We start from the raw sequence: 26,022 nt of genomic DNA on the forward strand, positions 1-26,022 counted from the left end.
AGGTAAACTCGAACGATCTGACATTCGAGGGGAGTTGAATCATGGGTCTTTCCGTTTTGACCATTGCGATCGTCATCGCCGGCGTCATTCTGCTGGCGAAGGCGGTTCGGATTGTGCCGCAGGGCTGGGAATGGACGGTGGAGACGTTTGGTCGCTACACGGCCACCTTGCGCCCCGGTTTGCATTTGCTCGTACCCATTTATCAGAACGTCGGTCGCAAGATCAATATGATGGAACAGGTGATGGACGTGCCGAGCCAGGACGTCATTACCAAGGACAACGCTGTCGTCAAAGTCGACGGCGTCGTGTTTTTCCAAGTGCTCGACGCGGCTAAAGCCGCTTACGAAGTCGCGCAACTGGAAGTAGCCATTCTGAATTTGGTCATGACCAACATCCGTACTTCGATCGGTTCGATGGACCTCGACGAGTCGTTGTCCAAGCGTGACGAAATCAATTCGAAAGTGCTGATGGCGGTGGATGCCGCGACCCATCCCTGGGGCATGAAGGTGAACCGGATTGAGTTAAAGGACATCCAACCCCCGCGCGACCTGGTCGAATCCATGGCCCGGCAGATGAAGGCCGAACGCGAAAAGCGCGCCAACATTCTCGAAGCGGAAGGTTTGCGCCAATCCGAAATCCTGCGTGCCGAAGGTGAGAAGCAAGGTGCGATCCTGTCGGCAGAAGGCCGCAAAGAGTCGGCCTATCGTGAGGCCGAGGCGCGCGAGCGTTTGGCAGAGGCAGAAGCGCGTGCGACGCAAATGGTCTCCGACGCCATTGCCGGCGGCAATGTCCAAGCGATCAACTACTTCATCGCACAAAAATACATCGAGGCCTTCAAGTCTCTGGCGGAAGCGCCGAACCAGAAGTTCGTGATGATGCCCATGGAATCGACCGCGATGCTTGGCAGTTTGGCCGGCATCGGCGAGTTGGCCAAAGAAGCCCTGAACCAACACAAGGTGAAATGATGCGTCCCGAATTGGTTACGTGGGGTGTGATCGCACTGGCATTGCTTGCCGCCGAAGCGTTCGCACCCGGTGCCTTCATGCTTTGGCTCGGCTTCGCCGCGGCTATTGTCTTCATTCTGCTGTTGCTGGCGCCGCTGCCGATCGTCGCGCAGGTGAGCATTTTCGTCGTGCTCGGCTTTGTGTTCGCGATTGTTTACCGGAAATATTTCCGCAAGGACAAAGCGCCCACCGATCAACCCGGCCTCAATCGTCGCGCCGATCAATTGGTCGGGCAAATTCTTCACGTCCCGGCCGGCATTCGCGACGGTCAAGGTCAGGTGCAAATCGCCGATGCACTGTGGCGCGTGCGTGGCGACGACGTGCCGCCGGGCACACGGGTGCGTGTGGTACGCACCGACGGTCTCGAGCTTTTCGTCGAGTCCGAATAATCGGGGGAAGTGCGATAATCGCGCTTTCACCGAAAGCGCGAGTGCACGATGACTGATAAAACCGTTCTCAACGAAACCCATCGCGCCATGGGCGCGAAAATGGTCGATTTCGGCGGCTGGGACATGCCGATCCATTACGGCTCGCAAATCGACGAGCATCATGTGGTGCGTACCGATGCCGGCATGTTCGACGTGTCGCACATGACGGTAGTGGATTTGGAAGGCGCACGCGTCCGCGAATTCCTGCGCCGGCTGGTGGCGAATTCGGTCGACAAGCTCAAAGTCGAGGGCAAGGCGCTCTATACGGCCATGTTGAATCCACAAGGCGGCGTGATCGACGATCTCATCATTTATTTCATGCGCGAGGATTGGTTCCGTTTGGTGGTGAACGCCGCTACCCGCGAAAAAGACCTTGCATGGATCAATGAGCAGGCAAAAGCCTTTGACGTCAAAGTGTCCGAACGCCCCGAGTTCGGCATGGTCGCCGTGCAAGGACCGAATGCACGTGAGCGCGTCTCCGGCCTGTTGCAAGAATCCGACCGCGCACGAATTGGTAAGTTGGGAAGATTTGCCGCCGGAGAAGCCACCACCCTGGATGGCACCAAGGTGTTCATTGCGCGCACCGGTTACACCGGAGAGGACGGTTTCGAAATCATCGTGCCGGCCGGTGAAACGGTGGCGTTCTGGAACGCGTTGCATGCTGCGGGCGTCAAGCCGGCAGGTTTGGGCGCGCGCGATACCTTGCGTCTCGAAGCCGGTATGAATCTCTACGGACAAGACATGGACGACACCGTGTCGCCCTACGAAGCGGCACTGGGTTGGACCGTCGCTTTGGACGAAGGTCGTGACTTCATCGGACGCGAGGTGCTTGAACGGCAGGCGGCGGAAGGTGCACCGCGACAAATGATCGCACTTGTGATGGACGACAAAGGCGTCCTGCGCCATGGCCAACGGGTACTGACGGCAAGTGGCGAAGGAGAAATCCTTTCAGGCACCTTCTCCCCGACGATCGGAAAGGCGATCGCGTTTGCGCGTGTTCCGACCGGCGCGCTGGGCGATGTGCGCGTCGATATTCGCGGCAAAGAAGTGCCGGTTCGCGTGGTCAAATTCCCGTTCGTGCGTGAAGGCAAAATCGCCGACGGCATCGCTTAGAATGAATCAACCCCGCTCTCGGGGTCTTTACCGAACGCATAATCAACATTTTGGAGCCCCCGATGAGTGCTGAAATTCCCGGTGATTTGAAATTCCTGAAGTCGCACGAGTGGGTGCGTGTCGAAGGCGATGGCCGTGCCACGATCGGCATTTCCGACCACGCCCAAGGTCTGCTCGGTGATCTGGTCTACGTCGAGTTGCCGGAAGTTGGCGACGAAGTCGTCGCCGGCACCGCCTGTGCGGTGGTGGAGTCGGTCAAAGCGGCGTCTGATGTCTACGCGCCGGTCAGCGGCAAAGTCGTCGAGGTCAACGCCGCGTTGGCTGACGCGCCGGAAACCATCAACGAAGACGCGTTTGGTGACGGTTGGTTGTTCGTTGTCGAGTTGAGCGACGCGGCGCAAGCGGATGAATTGTTGTCGCCCGACGACTATCAACAACTGGTCGATGACGAAGATCATTGATCGTTCTTCCGACTTTTCGGATACGAATACCCGGCTTGAGGCCGGGTATTTTTTTGCGCAAATGGGCAGTGCAACGGCGTTAGCAGGTCACTTTCGGAAAAATTTTTTCGATCGTCGCGCGAGGACGGATCGGACGCCGGCGGGTGGTTCCCCCCATCTGTTCGCCAGAATGATTTGTTAGGCAATGCGGAAAACGTTTTGCAGCAAGTGCTTCAAATAAAGACATGTTTCCATTGTGTCGTCCGGGTAGAGCGATTTGTTTTGGACATCGCGGCGGTGCTTCATACCGCGCGCTGGAAAGTCCGACAAAAAGCGGCTTGAAAAAAACTTGAAATTATTTTCAAAAAACTATTGACAACCGAAAATCAGCTACTTACGTTTCGCTGAAAGAACAAATACGAAACATCCATGGGGATGTGTCGTATGCAGGCAACAACGATGTCGTGTGTATGCATCGCATTCGATGTCGAAAAGCATCCGCCCCGCTGCCTAGTGCGCGGAGGCGGCCCGTAACGGGTCCGATACCCGCTGCGTGTCCGGGTCTGGCTCGCCAGATCCTTTAACCAAGACGAGGAGCCATACCATGGCAGTTAAAAAGGCAGCAAAAAAGGCGACCAAGAAAGTCGCCAAGAAAGCCGTAAAGAAAGTCGCGAAGAAACCGGCAGCTAAGAAGGCAACCAAAAAGGTAGCCAAGAAAGCCGCCAAGAAAGTAGCGAAGAAGCCGGCAGCTAAGAAGGCCACCAAGAAGGTAGCCAAGAAAGCCGCCAAGAAAGTAGCGAAGAAGCCGGCAGCCAAGAAGGCCACCAAGAAGGTAGCCAAGAAAGCCGCCAAGAAGACCGCTAAAAAGGCCACCAAGAAAGTAGCCAAGAAGCCAGCCAAAAAGGCCGCCAAGAAAGCCACCAAGAAGGTCGCTAAGAAAGCCGCCAAAAAGCCGGCCAAAAAGGCTGCCAAGAAAACCGTCAAGAAAGCGGCCAAAAAGGCTGTGAAGAAAGCCAAGAAAGTGGCTTCAATGATTCCGTCGTTGATCCCGGGCTTCTAATCAAAGAACGATTTTTACATCGCTTAAAGCAATTGAATTGACTCCTCCTGCCGGGGGAGTTTTTTTTGCCCGCGATCCGGTCGCGAGCCATCAACGGTCAATCGTTGCCTTCGGGGTCGGGCGCCGACAGGTCTGCCGGAACTGTTTGTTCGCCAAGGCCGGTGATTTCTTTGGGTAGCCAGGGCAGCCCCGGGATGTTCAATGCCCGGTCGACGATGGTCGGCATCAGCCCGCTCGGCAAACTGCTCGAGCTGTTCCAGAGAATGACCAATCCGAGATCACGCTCGGGCACCAGCGCCATGGCGCCGCGATACCCTTCGACAGCACCGCCGTGGAAAATCACCCGATGACCGGCGTAGTTATACACGCGCCAGCCCAGACCGTAGCTCGCATCATTCAAGCGTCCGCGACGCCAACTCGAGCCACGCAGTTCCGTCGGCGACTTCACTTTGGCGGAGTGCATGTTGTCGAGCACGTTTTCCGGCAGGACATCGGTGCGATGACCGGTTTGGGCGATCATCCACTGCGCCATGTCGGAGATGCTGGCGTTGACACCCGCGGCAGGTGCGAGCCGGTAGTACGTGGGCTTGGGTGTCAATGATCGCCAAGCGCCCGCGCGTCCAACGTGCGGGCGCGCCCAACGCGGACTGGCTTGGATGCCACCGAGCCCGTAGCTCGCATCATTCATGCCAAGCGGTTTGAAAATCAATCGTTCCACCGCTTCGGGATAAAAATTGCCGGTAGCGGCAAAGACCACGTCGCCAATCAAACTGAATGCCACGTTTTGATAGGAATAGCAGTCGCCGGGCGCACACTTCATATTGACCGTGGCGAGCTTGGCGACAGCGGAGGGGTAGTCGAGGTTGGCTTCGATATCACGATCGAAGGCGTTCTTCGGCAATCCGACACTTTGGCTGACCAGGTTTTCAACCGTGACCCGGTCGGTCGCCGATTGCGTTGGCAGTCGGAAGGACGGCACCCAGCGGGTCACGCCGTCGTTCCAATGAATACGGCCCTGTTGCACTAGCAGTGAGGCCAAGGCGCTTGCAAATGATTTCGACAAGGAAGCCAAACGAAACACCGTGTGGGTGTCGACCGGCTCGGGGCGCGATGTATCAGTGATCCCGTAGCCTTTCATGAATTCGATTCTGCCGTTACGAACGACCGCGATCGCAAGCCCCGGCACGCGTTGTCCGGCGACCAATGAATTCGCGTAGCGGTCGATCTCACGATAGTCGACACCTTGAACAGTGGACATCGAATTGATCGGTGCGGAAGGGCGAACAATTTGGCCGCTATGACTGCCAGATGTGGAAGCTTGAACCTGCTGCGCCGGATCGCGCGATTGCCAGCCGCTGGATTGCGGTTGCGCCGCACCGATCAGGGTGGGCAACAGAGCGACACCGGTGCCGATTAGAACGCGGGTGAAACGATTGCGATGACGGAATGCGTTCGAATTCGGTATGGTCATGTATCAGTGCCCCTGAGTCTCAGGGGAAAGTGTAGAAGCGATGTGCGCGGATTGCATGAACAGGAGTAGAAAGCATGGTTAGTGTGTTGATTTTCTTGGCCGTCTTGGCCCTGATCGGCTTCTGGCTGATGGGCATGTACAACGGATTGGTCACCGCGCGCAATTTCTTCAAGAACCAGTTTGCGCAAATCGATGTGCAACTCCAGCGCCGTTTCGATCTCATTCCGAATTTGGTCGAAACCGCCAAGGGCTATATGAGCCACGAGCGCGAAACGCTGGAGGCCGTCATCTCGGCGCGCAGTGCGGCGCAGTCGGGATTGGCAGCTGCCAAAGCCAACCCGGGTGATCCGGAAGCGATGGCGCAACTGGCCGCGGCGCAAAACCAATTGAATAGCGGACTGGGCCGGTTGCTTGCCGTTGCTGAAGCCTATCCGGATCTGAAGGCCAATCAGAACATGATGCAGCTCACCGAGGAACTCACCAGCACCGAAAACAAGGTCGCGTTTGCACGTCAGGCCTACAACGACGCCGTCACGACATATAACAACAAGCGCGAAGTGTTCCCGAGCAGCCTTGTGGCGGGCATGTTCGGCTTCGCACCCGCGGCGTTGCTGGATATTGCCGAAGACAAGCGCGAGCAAGTGCGCGAAGCACCCAAGGTGAGTTTCTGATCCGGCCTTGAGGCACAGCGGCAATGAATTTTTTTGAACACCAGGCGGCGGCGCGCTCGCGCAGCCGCCGTCTGATTTTTTTGTTTGTTCTGGCCGTGCTCGGCGTTGTGTTCGCCGTGGACGCCTGTGTTTTGTTGTTGACGGCGCGCTCGGGCGACGGTGCAAGTCTTGCGGCAACCCTCGTTTGGCCGACCTTGCTGACTTTGGCCGTCATCGGGTTGGCAAGCCTTTACAAAGTCACTGCCCTGAAATCCGGTGGCGGTGAGGAAGTCGCGCGCGGATTGGGCGGTGTCCCTGTCGCGGAAAATACCGCGGATCCGAAGTTGATGCGACTGCGCAACGTGGTTGAAGAAATGTCGATCGCGTCCGGCGTGCCGATGCCGAAACTTTACGTGTTGGAAGAAGACGCCGGCATCAATGCGTTCGCCGCGGGTTATTCGCCGGCGGATGCCGTCGTCGCGGTCACCCGCGGCGCCTTGGACCGCTTGAACCGGGACGAATTGCAAGGCGTGATCGCTCACGAGTTCAGCCATGTGTTGAACGGCGACATGCGGATCAACATTCGATTGATCGGGGTGTTGTTCGGGATCATGGTGATCAGCTTGATCGGGCGGAAAGTCCTCTTTCATGGGGCGAGCTTCAGTGGCGGAAGCCGTCGCAGTAATGGCATGGGCATGGCGCTTGTCATTGGTATCGCGGCACTTGTCATCGGTTCGGTGGGCATGTTTTTCGCGCGCATGATCAAGGCCGGTGTGAGTCGACAGCGCGAAGCCTTGGCCGACGCCTCCGCCGTGCAGTTCACCCGCCAAACCCAAGGCTTGGCCGGTGCGCTGAAAAAAATTGCCGGGTTGGATGCGGGATCGACCTTGGCGCGCAAGGCCGAGGCCGAGGAAGTCAGCCACATGCTGTTCGGCAACGGTCTCGGATTCTCGGGACTGTTCGCCACGCATCCGCCGATCCTCGAGCGCATCAAAACCTTGGAACCCTCGTTTGGGACAGCGCAACTCGACGGCTTGAAGCAGCAATGGCGGCAACGGCCGCCGAACGGGATGGAAGAAGACCGCCAGTTGGGCATCGCGGGGTCGGTGCCTGCTGCGCGCGATTTGTCGTCGCCCGTGGATGTGTTGCCGGCCTCTGTTTCAGGGCAGGTTGGCCATCCGGGACTCGACGACTATGCACGCGCCGATGTCATCCTGGCCGAAATGCCGGAAGTGCTGCGCGAACTCGCGCGTGACCGGGAACAGGTCCGACCGCTGCTGGCGAGCCTGCTGTTGGGCAACGAAGAAGACCAGTTGGAAGCGCGTCATGCCTTGGTCGCGCACTACATGGACGAGGCCGATGCCGAATCGACTTGGCGAATTCACACCCAGCTCGTGGCGGACTTGCATCCGGCACTTCGATTGCCCTTGGCCATGCTGGCGTTTCCGACGCTCAGGCAATTTCCACGCCCGGACATCGAAAATTTCATTGAGATGGCAGACGCATTGATCCATGCCGATGCCCGCGTCACTTTGTTCGAATACTGCCTTGGCATCCTGTTGCAAAAACAGGTTCGCGAGGCGCTGGACCCTGGCAATCACGCGCAGATGGGTCGCCTGAAAACACAGGGCGTCAAAGACGAATTCATCACCTTGTTGCGGGTCGTGGCGCATGCCGGCGCGCGGGATCAGCAAGAAGCGCAACGTGCTTTCCAAGCTGGCCTTGCCAACGTGGTGCAACGCGAAGTAATCGAATACGTGCCGCCCGCCGACGACTATGCACAGCTGGATTCAATCTGGCCACGTCTCGATGCGCTGGATCCGTTGGCCAAGCAGGTCGTCGTTGAGTCGATGACTGCCGCGATTGGATTTGATGGACGTGTCACGATTGCCGAGGCGGAGTTGTTGCGAACCTTGTGTGCGGTCTTGCATTGTCCTTTGCCACCGATGTTGAATCGTCAGCCCTGAGAGCGAACATGACAACGGAAACCTCAAACGCACGACGCGTGCGCAGCGGTGAGATGACCGCCACGATTCTTTCCTCGGCATACTTTTTCTTCATCCTGTGCGCTTACTACGTGATCCGCCCGCTGCGTGAGCAACTCTCTGCGGCAGTCGGGTCGACGCAGCTTCCGTGGTTCTATGGCGCGACGTTTGTTGCCACCTTGGCGTTGACGCCGTTGTTTGCTTACGTCGTCTCGCGTTGGCCTCGCCGCATTGTGGTTCCGGTGACCTTCGCCTTCTTCATGGCCTGCTTGCTGGCGTTCTATCCGTTTTTTCTGAAGGTCGACATGCTCGGACCGAAAACATTGGGGACGGTGTTTTTCGTTTGGGTGAGCGTTTTCAATCTTTTCATCGTGTCGGTTTTTTGGAGTTTTATGACTGACATCTGGAACAACGCGCAAGCCCGGCGCTTGTTCCCGATCATCGGTATCAGCGGCACCTTGGGCGCGATTGCAGGTCCGGTGTTGACGCGAACCTTGGTCCCGGTGATCGGCGTCGCCCCTTTGCTGTTGGTCTCGGTGGCGTTGCTCGGGGGCGGTCTGGCATGCGTCTTGATGTTGGGGCGATGGGCCAAACACGCGCAACCTGAGCAGCAACACGAAGCAGAGCGAGCCATGGGTGGCAGCATGTGGGAAGGTCTGCGGCAAATCTTCGCGAATCCTTTCATGCGCACGATGGCGATCCTGATGATCTTGGGCGACATGATCGGCACGATCGCCTACGCATTGGTCATCGACTATTCGAAAGCCACGTTCGGAAGCGACGCGGTTGCGCGCACGGCATTCGCCGCAGACATGGACATCGCCACCAATGTCTTGCAAGTGGTCGTGCAGCTCACGCTAACCCGCTTCATCCTTGCGCGCTTCGGCGCACCATGGGTCATTGCGATTTGGGCGTCCGCAGGGGTGTCGGTGTGTTTGGCGACGGCGTTCTCGCCCGATGCGACCACGCCGGTCATCGGCGCCATGCCATGGGTCGCGCTGATGTTGATCGTAACCCGCGGCCTGGTGTACGGCATGTTCTCGCCCGCCAAAGAATCGCTGTTCACCAAGGTGCCGCGCAGCCTGCGTTACAAAGGCAAAAACGCGACGGAGACCGCCGTGTGGCGCGCCGGCGATGTGATTTCCGCGCTGGTTGTGAATGCCCTCAATGCGTCGAAGGCGAGCGTCGCCGTATTCGCACTCATCGGCGGCAGTGCGATTGCGGCCTCGGGCGTCATCACTTGGCGACTGGCGCGACGCGTCGAAGGTGGCGCTTTCGACCCGGTTACAAAGAACGCGCAGACGACTTCTTGAGTCTGACTGCCGCGCAATAAAAAAGGGCGTCCAATAGACGCCCTTTTCTTGGGTCAATCGTTTGCTCAGGCCACCGCGCGCGGTGTCGCTTGCGTGGCATCGAGCAAGGATGCGTAGCCTGCGGAACGCAATTCCTCGGGATCGAAGTCGTCCACCATGATCGCGTCCAAAGTTAGCGCGCGCAGTTCACGCAGCTGTGCGGCTTCTTCTTCCGTGATCCACGACTCGCGCACACCCTCGAGCAGTTGGTCTTCGAACTCATGCGCTTCGATGTCGGAATTCTTGAGCGCCTTCATGAATTTGCGCTCCACCGGTTCCGCCAAGATGAACTTGGGCAGGTAGCTGTAAATCCGACCGCCCGGATTGTTCTCGCAGGGCGTGGTGAAGACACCTTGTGCCAGACGTTCACGCGCATCATTCTCGCTCATCAAAATGCTGGCGACTTTGTGACCCAAGCGATCGCTGGGAGCCTGTGCACGACGTCCGAACGGAAAGATGATCGGCCACAGCAGCCATGCCACCGGACGAACCGGGTAGTTGCGCAAGGCGGTCGACAACGCTGTTTCAATTTTGTTGACGGCATCGTGGAAGGCATATGCCAACAACGGTTGGTCGCTTTCCGGACGGCCCCGATCTTCGTGACGCTTCAGGATGCAACTGGCGATATACAACTGGCTCAACACATCGCCCAAACGTCCGGACAAGCTTTCCTTGAATTTGAGCTTGCCGCCCAACATCAGCATGGACATATCCGCCATTACCGCCAACGCGGCCGAATAGCGATTGAGCTTGCGATAGAAACGGCGCGTGTAGGCATCGCCGGGCGCTGCACCGAACGCGGAACCGGTGAGCGCGAACCAGAAGCTGCGCACTGCGTTAGAGATCGCGAAACCGATATGGCCGAACAAGGCACTGTCGAACGCGTTGATGCGTTCACGCGGATCGGCAATTTCAGTCGCCTTCATTTCCTTCATCACCCACGGGTGGCAGAGGATCGCGCCCTGGCCGAAGATCATCAGCGAGCGCGTCATGATGTTGGCGCCTTCGACCGTGATGGCGATCGGCGAGGCCTGCCATGCGCGACCGGCAAAATTGCGCGGTCCCAAGATGATGCCTTTGCCGCCCACGATATCCATGAGGTCCTTCGCTACTGACCGGCCCATTTCCGTGCAGTGGTATTTGGAAATGGTGGAAGGCACGGCCGGATTTTCGCCGCGCGCAACCGCAGCCGCGGTGGCTTCAGACAAAGCGCTCACCGCAAAGGCGTTGCCGCCGATTCGAGCGAGCGCTTCTTCGACGCCCTCAAAGCGACCGACCGACAAACCGAATTGTTTGCGGATGCGTGCGTATGCGCCGACGGTGACGGCACCCATCTTCGAACCACCGCTGGCGGTGGAGGGCAGGGTGATCGAACGACCGATGGAGAGACACTCCATCAACATGCGCCAGCCTTGACCGGCATATTCATGACCACCGATCAACTGCGACATCGGCACGAACACGTCTTTGCCGCGAATCGGGCCGTTTTGGAACGGCGAATTCAGCGGGAAATGACGACGGCCGATTTCCAAACCTTCGGCCGAACGCGGCACCAAGGCCAACGAGATGCCGATGTCTTCCTTATCGCCCAACAATTTGTCGGGGTCATACATGCGGAAGGCGACACCGATCAGCGATGCCACCGGGGCCAGCGTGATGTAGCGCTTGTTCAAGGTCAGGCGAATGCCGAGCACGTTGGCACCTTCCCACTCACCCATGCAGACAATGCCGTAATCGGGAATGGAGGTGGCATCGGAACCCGCAAACGGTCCCGTCAACGCGAAGCACGGCACTTCACGTCCATCCGCCAAGCGCGGCAAGTAATGGTCTTTTTGCTCTTGCGTGCCGTAGTGCATGATCAATTCGGCCGGGCCCAAAGAGTTCGGTACGCCGACGGTTGAGCTGACGACCGACGAAATCGAAGCAAGCTTTTGGATCACCTTGTGGTTCATCAAGGCGGAGAAACCCAGGCCACCGTACTCCTTCGGAATATTCAGGCCGAAGAACTTGTTGCGCTTGATGAAGTCCCAAACCGCCGGCGGCAGGTCGGCACGCACATGGTCGATCTCCCAGTTGTCGGTCATGCGGCAGAGCTCTTCTGTCGGGCCGTCCAAATAGGCTTGTTCTTCGGCGGTCAAGGTCGGCTTGGGTTGATTCAGCAATTGCGACCATTCCGGCTTGCCGGAAAACAGTTGGCCTTCCCAACCCACGGTGCCGGATTCAAGCGCGGTGCGTTCGGTGTCCGAAAGCGGCGGCAAGATTCGCGTGTAGAACTTGAGCAGCGGCGCGGTCAGCAATGCCTTGCGCAGCGGTGAAACCAACAGCGGAATGGCGACCAGCGCCGCCAGTACGGCCAAGACGACAATGGTCGTTTGACTGCCGCTGAGCATCCAAGAAGCCACCAGGGCAACGGCGACGAGCGCCGCCCACATGGCAATGCTGAGGCGGTGATACGCGGCAATGCCGGTGGCGATCAAAACAGCCAAAACAGGTAACAAGACACTCACGGCAGACTCCGGGTTAACGGTCATTTCATGGATTGAGCATGCAGCGATCCCAAACGCGCTGCACCATACCTAAAAGTATGGCGGTCGCGACTTGAAGTCAAGACGCGCTCTAGCATCCTCCCAGTGTCACCTTCGTATCGTGACGGAGGCGTATGGGGGCGGCTACACTATGTCCATGACAGACATCACCACCGAGCAAGCAGGGGGGCGCTCCGAGCGGGCCAACCGTCTCAGTGCAGACGATTGGGCGGCCGCGGCGCTTGAACAGATTTCCAGCCATGGCGTCGCCAGTGTTGCCGTTGAACCGCTGGCGCGGACCTTGGGCGTGACCAAAGGCAGCTTTTATTGGCATTTTCCGTCGCGGGATGCCTTGCTGCAGGCGGCCCTCGACCGCTGGGAAGCCTATGAGCGCGACAACATCTTTGCCAAGCTCGAATCCGTCGACGACCCCAAGAAGCGCCTGGGTCAATTGATCAACCTCGTCGCGCACGACGACAAGTCGCACGTGATCTACAAGCAGTTGCTGAAGGCCATGGACCATCCGTTGGTTCATCCGGTCATCGGCCGTGTTTCGCGCCGACGTCTGGAGTGGGTGCGCGATTCATTTGCGGCCGCCGGCTTCACCCCGGATGATGCGCGCCATCGGGCGCGACTGCTGTATTCGGCCTACGTGGGCTTCCAACAACTGAATTTGCAAACGCCGCAAGACCGTCCGCCGCAAGAAGAGTACGAGGCCTATGTCTCGCACTTGATGGACACCTTGATCCACCCGCCGACGAACGCTCAGCAATAAGGAAACACAATGACCGATCGCAATACCGACGCAGGCAGTTCGCTTGCGGCTCTGAACCAGTGGGTGCTCGAAGTGGCACGCTTGACGCGCCCTGAAAACATCCATTGGTGTGACGGCAGCGACAGCGAGAACGATGCGCTCATTCAAAAGATGCTTGCCGACGGCACCTTGATCAAGCTCAATGAAGAGACCCATCCGGGCAGCTACTTGCATCGCTCGCATCCGGATGACGTGGCGCGCGTTGAGCATTTGACTTTCGTGTGTACCACGGAACGCGACGATGCCGGTCCGAACAACCATTGGATGGCACCAGATCTCGCCCATCAACAGATGGATTCCTTGTTCGACGGCTGTATGGAAGGCCGCACGATGTATGTCGTGCCCTATTGCATGGGTCCCATTGATTCGCCGCTGTCGCGTTGCGGTGTCGAGATCACCGACTCGCCGTATGTGGTGGCGAACATGCGCATTATGACGCGTATGGGTGCAGCGGCGCTGGCACGTATCGAACGTGAAGGCACCTTTGTGAAAGGGCTGCACTCCACTGGGGATCTGAATCCCGACCGTCGTTTCATCATGCACTTCCCCGAAGAGCTTTCGATCCAGTCTTTCGGTTCGGGCTATGGTGGCAACGCTTTGTTGGGCAAGAAGTGTCATGCCTTGCGCATTGCTTCGCATCAAGCACGCAACGAAGGGTGGTTGGCAGAACACATGCTGATCCTCGGCATCGAAAATCCCCAAGGCGAAACCCACTACATCGCGGCAGCATTCCCGAGTGCGTGTGGCAAGACCAACCTCGCCATGTTGATTCCGCCGCAATCCTATGTCGAGAAAGGTTGGAAAGTTTGGACCGTCGGTGACGACATCTGCTGGATGCGTCCGGGCCCGGATGGTCGCTTGTGGGCGATCAATCCGGAAGCCGGTTTCTTCGGTGTGGCTCCGGGCACGTCGGACAAATCGAATCCGAATGCGCTCGCGTCGATTCAACGGAACACCATCTTCACCAACGTCGCGGTGACCGAAGACAACCAACCATGGTGGGAAGGTTTGGACAAACGCGTGCCGAAGACCGATTGGAAAGGCAACGCGTTTGATGCCAGCAAAGGCCCGGCCGCCCATCCGAATTCACGGTTCACCGTCAGCGCGAAGCAATGTCCGAGCTATTCGCCCCACGCCGAAGATGCGCAGGGTGTGCCGATTTCAGCGATTGTTTTCGGCGGGCGCCGCGCGTCGTTGGTGCCTCTGGTGTTTGAAGCCCGTGACTGGACGCACGGCGTCCTGGTCGGCGCCGCGATGGGCTCGGAGACCACTGCCGCCGCAACGGGCGCTGTCGGTGTGATGCGCCGCGATCCGATGGCGATGAAACCGTTCTGCGGTTACAACTTCGCCGACTATTTCGGCCATTGGTTGTCGATGGAGAATGCGGGCTCGAAGATGCCCAAGGTGTTCCACGTCAACTGGTTCCGCAAGGGCGATGACGGCAGCTTCCTGTGGCCGGGCTTCGGCGACAACATCCGGGTGCTGGAGTGGATGATCAAGCGGGTCAAGGACGAAGTGGGGGCGGAGACGACACCGATCGGTCATTTGCCGAAGGCCGGCGACTTGAACCTGGATGGCGTGCAGTTGTCGGCTGAAGCCGATACCAAACTGTTCGGCTACGAGCGTGAGGGCTGGGCCCATGAATTCGCCAGCATCGCCGAATATCTGCAGGAATACGGTCCGCGGATGCCGAAGGCCTTGCTGGAAGAGTGCGCAAACACCCAGGCCCGCATGGCCGGGTAACGCCCCAGCGGTTCTGCCTATTGGAAAACGCCCCTTGGGGGCGTTTTTTTTGGCCTCAGGTTGATCCTTGTCAAGGTGTCATTAAAAAGCCAGAAAAATGTGCTTGGGAGCCCTTGTTCGAAATAGTTCCCATGACTATAGTCATGGTGTCAGGCCATTTGCCTGCCGTTCATCTTTTAAATCGGGGATTCTTCTTAATGAAATTGAACATGCATTTGAAGCGCAGTGCCTTGAGTGTCGCACTCACACTGTGCTTCGCAGGAACGTTGCAAGCCCAATCTGCGGTGGGCTCGGTGTTCGGCCAAACCGCGGCCAACGGCACCGTCACCATTGAGAACCTGGGGACCGGCACCAAGCGCGACATCAACGCCGCTGCAGATGGCCGTTTCACCTTTTCGCAGCTGGCACCGGGCAACTATCGCGTCACCTCCAACGGTGTAACCCGCGATGTGTCGGTCAAGGTCGGCACCGGTACGCAAGTGAGCTTCGCGCAAGCCAGCGGTACCTTTGACGCAATCACTGTTTCGGCAGATGCCGTGCGCATCAATCCGATCGACGTGTCCTCGGTCGAGTCCACCAGCGTGTTCTCGGCAGAAGCCATCAACAAGCTGCCCGTCGGCCGCGAAATTTCCTCGGTTGCGTTGCTAGCGCCGGGCACGGTTCGCGGTGATTCCGGCCTCGGCAGCGGCAACTTGGCCGCGTTCTCTGGCGCTTCGGTCGCTGAAAACGGCTACTACATCAACGGTTTCGATGTCACCAACATGCGCAACCAGCTCTCCTACGCGGATCTGCCGTTCGACGCGATTGCCGAAGAACAAGTCAAGACCGGTGGCTACGGCGCGGAATACGGCCGGTCGTTGGGCGGCGTGATTTCGCTCGTGACCAAACGCGGTTCGAACCAGTGGAAGGGCGGCGCCACCATGGTGTATTCGCCGAGCTGGGGTCGTGAAAAAGGTCGCGATGTCGATAACGCCAACGCCGATGAAGTCGCAACCGGCGTGAAGTATCTGGCCTACCGTTCCGACAATCGCGCGAATTCCTGGACCGCGGACATTTGGGGTGCGGGCCCGATTATTAAAGACAAATTGTTCGCGTTCGTGATGTTGCAAGGCGGTCGCTCGACCTCCGACAGCTACGGTCGCACCACCAGCAACCACATCGAAGACAGCTCGCCCTCCGGCCTCGTCAAGTTGGACTGGAACATCACCGACAGCCACATTCTTGAGTTCACCGGTATCTACAACCGCAACAAATACAACCTCGTTGAATATCAAAACCCGGCAGGTGCCAACTACACCGGCCAGCATGGCACGGTCACTGCGGACCGCGACATCGAAAACGGTGGCAAGATCGGCATCCTGAAGTACACCGGTTATTTCACCGACAACTTCACCTTGAGCGCACAAGCCGGTTGGCTGCGCAGCGTGAGCGGCTATGCAACGCCGGAATCGCTGCCCGGCGGAAATTGCCCGCGCGCCTTCGATAGCCGCGCCAACCCGAACACCACCACCTACATCGGCTGCTGGAACCAATCGCAAACCTTCATCCGCGACACGAAGGCCGGTCCGGATCAAGACACGCGCCGTGCATTCCGCATCGACGGCGAATGGGTGCTCGGCGACCACACCTTGCGTTTCGGCGTGGACGACGAAAAGTACACCTCGACGCACGCCGGCCAGGTCTACACCGGTGGCGAGTACTGGCGTCACTACCGCACGGGCGCAACCTCGCGCACCGTCAACGGCGTGGTCGTTGCACCGAACACCAACTACGCACGTCGCTGGGATTCACGCACCACCACCGGCTCGTATGACGTCAAGAACTCGGCGTACTACCTGGAAGACAGCTGGAAGGTTACCGACAGCCTGCTGCTTTACATCGGCCTGCGCAATGAAGCCTTCTCGAATTTCAACAGCGATGGCGAAAAGTTCATCGAAGCGAAGGACTTGGTTGCACCGCGCCTGGGCTTCTCTTGGGACGTGATGGGTGATTCCACCTTCAAGGTGTTCGGCAATGCCGGCCGCTACTACATCCCGATTGCCACCAACACCAACATCCGCGCCTCGGGCGGTGAAGTCTTGATCGAAGACTTCTACTACACCACCGGCGTCGATACGGCCACCGGCCTTCCGACCGCAGTGGGTGCGCATTTCGGCCCGACCAACGTCAACGGAAGCTTGGCCGCACCGGACCCGCGTACGCTCACCGTCACCGATTTGAAGCCGATGTACCAAGACGAGTTCATCCTGGGCTTCCAAAAGCAGTTGAACAACAACTGGACGATGGGTGTGAAGGGTATCTACCGCGAAATCAAGAGCGGCATGGATGACTTCTGTTCGCACCAAGGCTTCGTGGATTGGGCGCGTGACAAGGGCTACACCAACTTCGACTACACCGAAATGGCCGGTTGCATCACGATCAATCCGGGTCGCGATATCCAGTTGGCCATCGACGTGGACGGTAGCGGCAACCCGACGGTGCAAACCGTGCCGGCGCGCTACTTCAACTTGCCGGAATACCGTCGCCACTACAAAGGTCTGGAGTTCAGCTTCGAACGTTCGGCCAATGACGGCTTCTATTTCAACGGTTCGTACACCTACTCGATGAGCAAGGGTAATGCCGAAGGTTTGGTCAATTCGACCTTGGAGCAAGAAGATCCGGGCGCAACGCAGGACTTCGACAACTTCCTGTTCGAAGACGGCGCATTCGGCTACTTGCCCAACGACCGTCGCCACGTCTTGAAGCTGTTCGGCAGCATGAAGGTTGGCCAGGATTGGAACGTCGGCTTGAACATGCTGATTCAATCCGGTCGCCCGGTGAACTGCCAAGGCTACATTCCGTTGACCGATCCCCGCCTGGGTGTCGATCGCAGCGGGTTGGCGGCGTACGGTCCGTCCAGCTTCTACTGCCTGGCACCGAACGGTTCGCGTTACTTGAGCAACCGCGGCGCCTACGGCCGTACCCCGTGGCTCAAGACCCTCAACCTCGGCGTGTCTTACATCCCGAGCTGGGCGGACAAGAAGTTGAGCTTCAAGCTCGACGTGTTCAACCTGCTGAACTCGAACGGCGTCACCGAGTACTGGGAAACCACTGCCCGCGGCAGCTCGGCGTCCCCGGTCTACGACAACAACTTCCTGCATCCGGTCAACTATCAGGCACCGCGTTCGCTGCGCTTCATGGCCAGCTACGAGTTCTGATACAGGCAACAGCGTTTGGAGTGGGGGAGACCGCCGGCTTGCCGGCGGTTTCCTTTTGTACGCCTGAACGATTTCGCCCATGTGAATGCGATGTAACACACTGGTAACGCAGAATTCATCAAAAATAAATAATGAATGGGGATTCAGGGGCTTGTTAAAGATTCGTTGACTGGTCTATAGTCCGGAGGTCGGGCTTTTCCGAAGCAAGACTTTACCCACTCCAAATACACCATTACGGGGATCTCTATAATGGCAATGAACTCTAGCTTCAAGCGCAGTGCCTTGTCGGTTGCACTCGGCTTGTGCTTCGTTGGTGGCGTGCAAGCGCAAACCAACACCGCCGGTAACGTGGTCGGCAAGGCCGCTGCAGGCGACACCATCACCATCACCAACCCGGCTACGGGCTTCTCCCGTACGATCACCGTCGGTTCGGATGGTTCCTACCGTTTTGCACAGTTGCCGACCGGTAACTACCAAGTGTCCCGTAATGGCGGCGCCGCACGTGACGTGAACGTCAACGTCGGTACGTCGGCCAACGTCGACTTCGTCAGCCAATCCGCTACGGGTAGCTTCGACGCGATCACCGTGACCGGCGCCGTGAACCCGATCGACGTTTCGTCGGTTGAGTCCACCACCGTTCTGACCGCGCAACAAGTCGCCAAGATCCCGGTGCCGCGCAACATCACCTCGGTGGCCTTGTTGGCTCCGGGTACCGTTCGCGGTGCAACCAACGCAGGCTTCGGCTCCTTGCCGTCCTTCGGTGGTTCGTCGGTTGCTGAAAACCAGTACTACGTCAACGGCTTCAACGTCACCAATACCTTCAAGAACCTGGCATTCGCCCAAGTTCCGTTCGAAGCGATTGCTGAGTCGCAAGTCAAGACCGGTGGTTACGGCGCAGAATTCGGTCGTTCGACCGGTGGCGTGATCAACATGATCACCAAGCGCGGTACCAACGAATTCCACGCCGGTGGCAGCTACTACTGGTCGCCGCGCAAGTTGGCTGAAACCTCGCCGAACTTGTACTACAACAACGGCCTGTGGGTTTCGAACAACGAACGCGACAAGGGCTGGGAAGCCACTGCCGCTGTGTGGGCGAACGGCGCGATCGTCAAAGACCGCTTGTTCTTCTACGTGTTGGGCCAATACGGCAAGACCCACGACACCACCCTGACCAGCCGCTTCGGCTCGGCCAACCTTGACAGCCGTTCGACCCGCCCGCAGTGGTTGGTCAAGTTGGACTGGCGCATCACCGACAACCACTCGTTGGAATTCACGGGTTTCTCGGATAAGCGCAAGTTCGAAGACGACTACTACGCGGCCACGTTCCCGAACCAGACCGCAACCAACACAAGCGACCCGACCACCGATTTCGGTCGTTATCTGGGTACCGACTTCAATGAAGCCGGTGGTAACAGCTACGTCCTGAAGTACACCGGTTACCTGACCGACAACTTCACCCTGTCGGCGCTGGCCGGTCGTGGCGAATTCTCGCGTACCAACTACGGCGTCGCCGCGGGTGGTATCCGTCAAGCCTATGAAGGCAACCTGACCGGTCCGGTCTCCGGCTGCCCGATCATCACCGACAGCCGTACCGGCGTTTCGACCGGTGCTATTCCCGCTATCCGCGGTTGCAGCTTCGTCAGCACGTTGGGTCGTGCGGACGCCAAAGACACCCGTGACCAGTTCCGTATCGACGCAGAATGGCAGTTGGGCGACCACTTGCTCCGCGGCGGTATCGATACCGATAAGTTCCGTTCCATTGACGGTACGGCCTACTCGGGCGGCGCTTCGTGGGTTTACCAAAGCACGGGCGGCGGCCGCGTTCGCTTCCGTAACTTCCGCACGGGCGCCGATGTCGGCGTTGACCAACGCGCGTTCTACATCGAAGACAGCTGGTCCATCACCGACAACTTCGTTGCTTACCTCGGCCTGCGCTGGGATACCTTCGAAAACTTGAACGGCGAAGGCGAGAAGTACGTCCAAATCGAAAACCAATTCGCTCCGCGTTTGGGCTTCTCGTGGGACGTGTTCGGTAACGCCGGTCGTTACGCGCTGCCGTTGACCGCAGGTGTTGCAACGCGTGCCGCTTCGGCCTCGTTGTATGAAGAGTATTACTACAACTACACCGGCGTTGATCCCGTCACTGGCGCACCGACCGGTCTGACCCCGCGTGCCAACCCGGCGACCGGCAGCACTGCGGTTCGTTACTTGAACGGTGAAGACGGTCGTCCGAAGTACGCCGCTGGTTATGCTGCGAAGAACCTGGAACCGATGTACCAAGACGAATTCATCTTGGGCTTCCAAAAGCAGCTGACCGACCACTTCTCGCTGGGTGTTCGCGGTATCTACCGTGACCTCAAGCGCGCCATCGACGACAACTGCGATTACGCAACCGTTCTGGCTTACGCCGGCAGCCAAGGCTTCGGCACCACGCCGGGCGCGCAGTTCAACTACTGCTTCCTGTTCAACCCGGGTCAAGACACCGAGTTGGCAGGTGACTACGATGGCGACGGCGACGTCGAAGTGCTCAACATCCCGGGCAACATCCTGAGCCCGAAGGCCAAGCGCAAGTACACCGCTCTTGAATTCTTCGCTCAAGGCAACTGGGACAAGTTCTTCGTCCAAGCTTCGTACACCTATGCACGTGCACACGGCAACACCGAAGGTGGCGTTCGTTCGGATAACGGCCAAGCCGATACCGGTACGACCTCCGACTTCGACTACGCTGCTGCAATGATCGGTGCCGACGGTTACGGCCCGAACGATCGTCGCCACTCGCTGAAGCTGTTCGGCAACTACGAGTTCAGCGATGAATGGTCCGCTGGTGCAAACCTGTTGGTCCAATCGGGTCGTCCGATCAGCTGTATCGGTGTCTACAAGGGTCTGGACGTCAGCCATTACGGCAACATCCACTTCTCCTGTGACCCGGGTGTGCCGAGCGCCAATGGCGACAACGGTTCGACCGTCGTTCCGCGTGGTACCGTCGGCCGTACGCCGTGGACCAGCACCTTGGATCTGAACGTCGCTTACAAGCCGATGTGGGCGAAGGGCCTGCAGTTCAAGTTGGACGTGTTCAACGTCTTGAACTCGCGTAAGGTCACTTCGGTCAACGAAATCGGTGAAAGCGCCGGTGGTGATCCGGCTCCGCAGGTCAACACCTACCTGACGCCGACCTCGTGGCAAGCACCGCGTGCTGTCCGCTTCATGGTTCAGTACGACTTCTAATCGAAGTTCGCTGCAAGCAACAAAGAGAACGGCCACCTTCGGGTGGCCGTTTTTTTATGCGATCCTTGCCGGCATGAATGCAAACCGTGCAAGGGAATTGGCGAGTGATTACCAGCTCGCGGTCGGGCAGCGCAATTGGCGCGCGGCCGAGCGGGCGTTGGCGGCGTTGGAGCAAATCGCCCCTTCAGATGCATGGGTTCGCATCCAGCAGTCTTATGTGCAAAGTTGGCAAGGCCACTATCGCAGCGCGCACACACTTGCACTGCGCGCTTGCGAGCTGCCGCCGCCGAATGTGGAGACGGTGTCGGACGTCGCTTGGCGTTTGAGAACCTTCAACGAAGTTGCTGCCCTTGAAAACTATGTTCGCCGCTTGGGGTCGCCAGAAGGTTTGCCTGTCGAAGTGTTGCCGGACATTGCCGCGCAGTTCTCGCAAGTGAATCGATTCGAGCGTGCCCGCGATCTTTTGGAAGTCGCGCATCGCCGTCAGCCGGGAAATCCTGCGATTGCGGTGGCGCTCGCACAAAGTCATGCTTATTTGGGCGCATTTGATCGCGCGCGTGTATTGATACTGGATGCCTTGAAATCCGCGCCTGCCTTTGCGGAAGCCTGGTGGCAGTTGGCGACACTCCCGGATGATGGGAATGCGAACAGCCACGCCGCTTCTGTTCAACAACGCATTGCCGAGACGAAAGGCATGAGTGCTACTGACATGGCGACGTTGCAATTTGCTTTGCACCGCTTTCTCGATGCTGCCGGCCGTCACGACGATGCGGGATTGGCGCTGCGTCGCGCCTGCCAATTGAAGAACGATCCGTCACGTGTTGCCACGCAAGAGACCGCAGCGTGTACCGATGCTTTGATGGCTTGGCAGCCGCAAGGCCGCACAAGACAGGCGTCGAATACCTCACAGGCGCGGCCGATCTTCATTCTGGGCATGCATCGCTCGGGAACGACGCTGCTGGAGCAATTATTGTCAGCGCATCCGGAGGTGGCGGCCGGTGGTGAGATGTACGATTTCACCGCTGCCATGCGTGAGGTGACCGATCATCACTGCAAAGGTGTCTTGGACGTGACCTTGGTGCAGCGCGCGGCTGCCATCGACTTTGCCGAGGTGGGCACGCGTTATTTGAACGGCGTCCGCGAGAAGCTGAATGTTAGCTCGCACTTCACTGACAAACTTCCCACCAACTTTTTCAATGTCGGCTTCATTTGCGAAGCTTTGCCGGACGCCCGCATTTTGCATTTGGTGCGCGACCCGATGGAGGTCTGTTTTTCCAACCTCCGGGAGCTTTTCGCGGACGTCAATTTTCATACCTATGACGTCGATGCGTTGGCCGACTACTACGCCGACTACCTGCGCTTGATGGATCACTGGAGATCGCGATACCCCGGCCGCATTCTCGATGTGCATTACGAGGCGTTGACGACAGCGACGGAACAGACAATGCGAGAGGTCTCCGACTTCTGCGATCTCGCTTTCGATCCGGCCACGCTGAGCACCGCAAGCAACGCTACGCGGGGTGTGGCCACTGCCAGCCTCGCGCAGGTTCGCGGCGAAGTGACCGCGCGTCGCGCGCCTAAGTGGAAACCGTACGCGCCCTTCCTCGAAGACCTGATGGCTGCGCTTGCGCATCGGGGTATTGAATTCAGGACATGAAAAAACCCGCGCCGGGCGGGTTTCAAATATCAATCGAGGGTGGTGTCAGAGGTCTTGCTTGTAGCGCACATAGGGCACTGCGCCTTCCTGCTTCGACTTGCTGCCTTGCTTGACCGAGAAGGGGTTCTTGCCATTGGTGATGACGTTTTCCGCGCCCACCGACAATTGTCCACTCCACGGTGTGCGCCAAGTGACGCCAAGATCCACACCCTCATAGGCGGGTTGGCCAGCCACTGTCACGACGCGACCCACCACGTCGGCGCGGAACCCGCCGTAACCGCCGCTCAAACGCAGCGATTGGGTGTTCCACTCATCGGCCAACACCGGCATCGCTGCCGCCGGCACCAACTTGGCTTTTGCCGTGGTGCCCGCAATCGACACAACGCCGCTGCTCCCCACGTTGCGTTCGGCAAAAAACGCCAGATCGTTTTGTTTGACGGCTTGGTTGGCCGGGGTGCCGGTCATCCATCCGGGAAGATTGGACGTATTGCTGGTGCGCGCACCCAATCCCAGTTTCGCCTTGCCGTTCGCGAAGTAGGCGGAAAAATCCTGTTTGCGCGCGGAGGGCGTCAAACTGCTCAAAATGCAGTTATTGCTTCCAAGACCGCTGACCTCGCGCGACAAGCTGGACTTTGGCGAACACACCAAGGCCAGCGATGCGTTGTCATCGATGCCGAACACATCGTCGAGCGAGTTCACGCCCAAACGCCATTTGCCTTTCGAGGCTTTGCCGGTCTGGGCTTGGAGCTCAAGAAACGCTTCGATTCTGCCGCTATTGCTGTTGACCACAGGCAGTCGCGCGAACCCATTTTTGTCTTTGCCCTGCGCAAACGCCGTCGAACCCGTCGCAAACGACAGGGACAGCAAAGCGGCCAGGACAATCGACTTTTTCATTTCAAAGACTTGGACAGAACGTCTGCCCGGAAGTTCCCCGGAAATAACGCTTTGAATCTAACCTATTGATGAAAATTTAACAAGTCGGTTACTGAACTGAATCGGGTGTGGTGACGGTTGCGCCTTGTCGCTCAAATATCTGAGACAGCTCGTCGGGCGTGAAGGCATACGTGGTACCGCAGAACTCGCATACTACCTCGGCCTGACCATCGACAACGGCAGCGAGCGCTTCTTCCTTGCCGAGCGATTCGAAAACCTCTTCAATGCGCGCCCTGGAGCAGGAACAGGCGAACCCAAGTGCTTGTTCCGCAAGGACTTCCGGCGCTTCTTCGTGAAACAGGCGGTGAATCAGTGTGTGCGCATCGGTCTCTAGAAGCTCTTGCGCTCCCAGCGTTTCGAACAACGCATTGGCGCGGTTCCAATCTTCAGCATCATTGCTGCCGGGCATGACCTGCAACAGCAGTCCCGCGCATCGGGTGTCATCGGCGGCGAGCAGCAACCGGGTCGGCAGCTGTTCGGATTGGCGGAAATAGTCCTCGAAGGCGCCCGACAACGTCGGCGACTCAATCGGCACCAATCCTTGGTAGCGGTGCGGTTCTCCGTTTGCACGCGGCGGGCTTTCCAGCGTCAGCGCCAAGACGGCACCTTCGCCCAAATCGCTGAGGTCGGTCGGGATGGGCGCGTCGTCCGCCACGCGGGCGATGCCGCGCAAATGGCCCTGCGCCGTGCACTCAGCAAACAAAGTGCGCAAGCCGCGGGTACCGCGGATTTGAATGGACAGGCGCCCGTCGGTTTTCAGGATGGACGCAAACAAGGCCGACGCGGCCAACGCCTCACCCAAGAGCGCGCGCACGGCACCGGGGTATTCGGCACGGGATTGAACCGTCTTCCAGGTATCGCCCAAATGGACGATCGCGCCGCGCACATGGGCGGCGGGCAAATGGAAGCGGAGCAGAGAATCGGTGTGAGTGTTCATGTAATAGCGATAATGACCGGATGAATGCATTCCGAATGTCATCAAATGGGGGCGACACCCTGAATTCGCAAGCGCCGCGGCCAAAGCGGTGGCGATGGTTCAAGCGCCTGATACTCTTGGCCGGTGCCGCTGTGCTGTTCAGTGTGCTCCAAGTGGCGTCACTGCGTGTGATTGATCCGCCGTTTTCGAGTTTCATGGCGATCCGTCTGTTTGAAGCTTGGGGTTCGGGCGATATGGGTTTTCGGCTGAAGCATCAATGGGTGGACCGAAATCAGATGTCCGCCGCGATTCCGCTGGCCATGATCGCTTCGGAAGATCAGAAGTTTGCCGATCATGGCGGCTTCGACATTGAAGCGATTGAAAAGGCGCAAGCGCGAAATGCGCGCGGCAAAAAGATCCGGGGCGGCAGCACCATCACCCAGCAAACGGCGAAGAACCTGTTCTTGTGGGGTAGCCGCAGCTATCTGAGAAAAGGCTTGGAAGCTTGGTATACGGTGTTGATGGAAGCCATGTTGCCCAAAGCGCGCATCATCGAGCTGTACGCCAACTTCGCCGAGTTCGGCGACGGTATCTACGGCGTTCAAGCCGCCGCGCGCACCTATTACGGCGTTGACGCCAAACGTTTGAACGCCTCTCAGGCTGCACGGCTGGCCGCGGTGCTCCCTTCGCCCAAGCGCTACAGCGTGGCGAAGCCCGGGCCTTACGTGCAGCGCCGTGCGCGTGCGATCGAGCGGCAAATGCGGCTAATCGGCGGCCAAGGCTACCTGCACAAATTGGACGATTGATCAGCGCGGCAAAGTCACCATTGGCCACACTGCGACGAAATGGCAGGCGTTGGCCAAGACGATGAAGAAGTGCCAGATCGCGTGGGTATAGGGCAGTTTCTTCATCAGATAGATGACAGCACCGACGGTGTAACCAACGCCGCCGGCGAGCATCCATTTGAAAGAGAACGGATCGATGAGACTGACGGCCGACTTGAAGTCGACGACCACCAACCAGCCCATGGCGACATAAATCAATGTGGACACCAGTACGAAACGTCCGGTGAAGAACAACTTGAACACGATGCCGGCTGCTGCCAAAGCCCAGATCACCGAAAACCAGATGATGCCTCTGCTGGAACCTTGCATGGCAATGAGCGTGAACGGCGTGTACGTGCCGGCAATCAGCAAATAGATCGCGCAATGATCGAAAATCTTGAGACGGGCGCGCCGCACCGGGTGACGTGCATGGTGATACGTGCTGCTGGCGAAATACAGCAACGACGCCGAGAGCGCGAACACCGCGCCGGAGACGATTTGGCGGAGGTCTGCGCCGTTCTTGATGCCGAGCACGATCATCACCACGGCGGCTGCGGCCGCCAAAGCACTGGCGGCCACATGCAATCGAACATTGATGCCTTCTTCAAGGTCGGAATAGGGCAGGTGAGTCGGTGTATTCATGCGGATGAGCGTAAACCATCCGGCGGCAACGCGGTGCGCCCAA

General features: G+C 58.5%; 19 protein-coding genes. 14 read left to right on the top strand and 5 right to left on the bottom strand.

Annotation, left to right across the window (positions count from 1 at the left end; translation table 11 throughout):
• Positions 1-41 precede the first annotated feature (41 nt).
• The 5 genes from H8L67_RS02645 to H8L67_RS02665 all read left to right on the top strand — a co-directional run bounded on the left by H8L67_RS02645 (position 42) and on the right by H8L67_RS02665 (position 4,045).
• The gene (locus H8L67_RS02645; protein WP_434063409.1) at positions 42-965 is read left to right on the top strand and encodes an SPFH domain-containing protein; all 924 of its coding nucleotides are present in this window, start codon (positions 42-44) and stop codon (positions 963-965) included.
• Positions 965-1,393 (top strand): NfeD family protein, encoded by a 429-nt coding sequence (locus tag H8L67_RS02650; RefSeq protein WP_220380244.1) that lies wholly within the window; start codon positions 965-967, stop codon positions 1,391-1,393. The genes H8L67_RS02645 and H8L67_RS02650 overlap by 1 nt, the downstream gene beginning before the upstream one ends.
• A 48-nt stretch (positions 1,394-1,441) precedes the next feature.
• A complete protein-coding gene (gene gcvT, locus H8L67_RS02655; protein ID WP_220380245.1) occupies positions 1,442-2,545 on the top strand; it encodes a glycine cleavage system aminomethyltransferase GcvT in 1,104 nt (367 codons plus the stop codon).
• Between the two features lie 62 nt (positions 2,546-2,607).
• The gene (gene gcvH / locus H8L67_RS02660; RefSeq protein ID WP_220380246.1) at positions 2,608-3,006 is read left to right on the top strand and encodes a glycine cleavage system protein GcvH; all 399 of its coding nucleotides are present in this window, start codon (positions 2,608-2,610) and stop codon (positions 3,004-3,006) included.
• Between the two features lie 532 nt (positions 3,007-3,538).
• On the top strand, positions 3,539-4,045 hold the full coding sequence (locus H8L67_RS02665; protein WP_220380247.1) for a hypothetical protein: 507 nt from the start codon (positions 3,539-3,541) through the stop codon (positions 4,043-4,045).
• Positions 4,046-4,142: 97 nt separating this feature from the next.
• Here H8L67_RS02665 and H8L67_RS02670 read toward each other — a convergent pair whose 3' ends face one another.
• The gene (locus tag H8L67_RS02670) at positions 4,143-5,516 is read right to left on the bottom strand and encodes a serine hydrolase domain-containing protein (RefSeq protein ID WP_255556014.1); all 1,374 of its coding nucleotides are present in this window, start codon (positions 5,514-5,516) and stop codon (positions 4,143-4,145) included.
• A gap of 74 nt (positions 5,517-5,590) precedes the next feature.
• Here H8L67_RS02670 and H8L67_RS02675 point away from each other — a divergent pair, with 74 nt between their 5' ends.
• Genes H8L67_RS02675 through H8L67_RS02685 form a run of 3 tightly spaced genes read left to right on the top strand, consistent with a single transcriptional unit; the run spans position 5,591 to position 9,464 of the window.
• A complete protein-coding gene (locus H8L67_RS02675) occupies positions 5,591-6,187 on the top strand; it encodes a LemA family protein (protein ID WP_220380248.1) in 597 nt (198 codons plus the stop codon).
• A gap of 23 nt (positions 6,188-6,210) precedes the next feature.
• Positions 6,211-8,133, top strand: coding sequence for a M48 family metallopeptidase (locus H8L67_RS02680; RefSeq protein WP_220380249.1), 1,923 nt, complete (start codon positions 6,211-6,213; stop codon positions 8,131-8,133).
• Positions 8,134-8,141: 8 nt separating this feature from the next.
• Positions 8,142-9,464 carry an NTP/NDP exchange transporter gene (locus H8L67_RS02685; protein ID WP_220380250.1) on the top strand — a complete coding sequence of 441 codons (1,323 nt, stop codon included), beginning with the start codon at positions 8,142-8,144 and terminating at the stop codon, positions 9,462-9,464.
• Between the two features lie 65 nt (positions 9,465-9,529).
• Here the strand turns inward: H8L67_RS02685 and H8L67_RS02690 are convergent, their stop codons facing one another.
• Entirely contained in the window at positions 9,530-12,010 is a 2,481-nt protein-coding gene (locus H8L67_RS02690) for an acyl-CoA dehydrogenase (protein WP_220380705.1), read from the bottom strand.
• Positions 12,011-12,185: 175 nt separating this feature from the next.
• On the opposite strand from H8L67_RS02690, the gene H8L67_RS02695 reads away from it, so the two are divergent.
• From H8L67_RS02695 to H8L67_RS02715, 5 genes are all read left to right on the top strand, one after another.
• On the top strand, positions 12,186-12,803 hold the full coding sequence (locus tag H8L67_RS02695) for a TetR/AcrR family transcriptional regulator (protein ID WP_255556015.1): 618 nt from the start codon (positions 12,186-12,188) through the stop codon (positions 12,801-12,803).
• A gap of 9 nt (positions 12,804-12,812) precedes the next feature.
• A complete protein-coding gene (locus H8L67_RS02700) occupies positions 12,813-14,585 on the top strand; it encodes a phosphoenolpyruvate carboxykinase (GTP) (protein ID WP_220380252.1) in 1,773 nt (590 codons plus the stop codon).
• Between the two features lie 197 nt (positions 14,586-14,782).
• Positions 14,783-17,782, top strand: coding sequence for a TonB-dependent receptor (locus tag H8L67_RS02705; protein WP_220380253.1), 3,000 nt, complete (start codon positions 14,783-14,785; stop codon positions 17,780-17,782).
• A gap of 249 nt (positions 17,783-18,031) precedes the next feature.
• Positions 18,032-21,007: a TonB-dependent receptor gene (locus H8L67_RS02710; RefSeq protein WP_220380254.1), complete on the top strand. Its 2,976-nt coding sequence runs from the start codon at positions 18,032-18,034 to the stop codon at positions 21,005-21,007.
• A gap of 73 nt (positions 21,008-21,080) precedes the next feature.
• The gene (locus tag H8L67_RS02715; RefSeq protein ID WP_220380255.1) at positions 21,081-22,664 is read left to right on the top strand and encodes a tetratricopeptide repeat-containing sulfotransferase family protein; all 1,584 of its coding nucleotides are present in this window, start codon (positions 21,081-21,083) and stop codon (positions 22,662-22,664) included.
• Positions 22,665-22,709: 45 nt separating this feature from the next.
• On the opposite strand, the gene H8L67_RS02720 is transcribed toward H8L67_RS02715, so the two are convergent.
• The gene (locus tag H8L67_RS02720) at positions 22,710-23,558 is read right to left on the bottom strand and encodes an XOO1806 family protein (protein WP_220380256.1); all 849 of its coding nucleotides are present in this window, start codon (positions 23,556-23,558) and stop codon (positions 22,710-22,712) included.
• A gap of 88 nt (positions 23,559-23,646) precedes the next feature.
• Positions 23,647-24,534 carry an Hsp33 family molecular chaperone HslO gene (hslO, locus tag H8L67_RS02725; RefSeq protein ID WP_220380257.1) on the bottom strand — a complete coding sequence of 296 codons (888 nt, stop codon included), beginning with the start codon at positions 24,532-24,534 and terminating at the stop codon, positions 23,647-23,649.
• Between the two features lie 35 nt (positions 24,535-24,569).
• Here hslO and mtgA point away from each other — a divergent pair, with 35 nt between their 5' ends.
• Complete coding sequence (gene mtgA, locus H8L67_RS02730) at positions 24,570-25,319, top strand: monofunctional biosynthetic peptidoglycan transglycosylase (RefSeq protein ID WP_220380258.1); 750 nt, start codon at positions 24,570-24,572, stop codon at positions 25,317-25,319.
• Here mtgA and trhA read toward each other — a convergent pair whose 3' ends face one another.
• Positions 25,320-25,979: a PAQR family membrane homeostasis protein TrhA gene (gene trhA / locus H8L67_RS02735; RefSeq protein ID WP_220380259.1), complete on the bottom strand. Its 660-nt coding sequence runs from the start codon at positions 25,977-25,979 to the stop codon at positions 25,320-25,322. It lies immediately after the preceding gene.
• Positions 25,980-26,022: the final 43 nt, after the last annotated feature.

Origin of the sequence: Lysobacter soyae (assembly GCF_019551435.1) — a bacterium.
Lineage (GTDB): Bacteria > Pseudomonadota > Gammaproteobacteria > Xanthomonadales > Xanthomonadaceae > Solilutibacter > Solilutibacter soyae.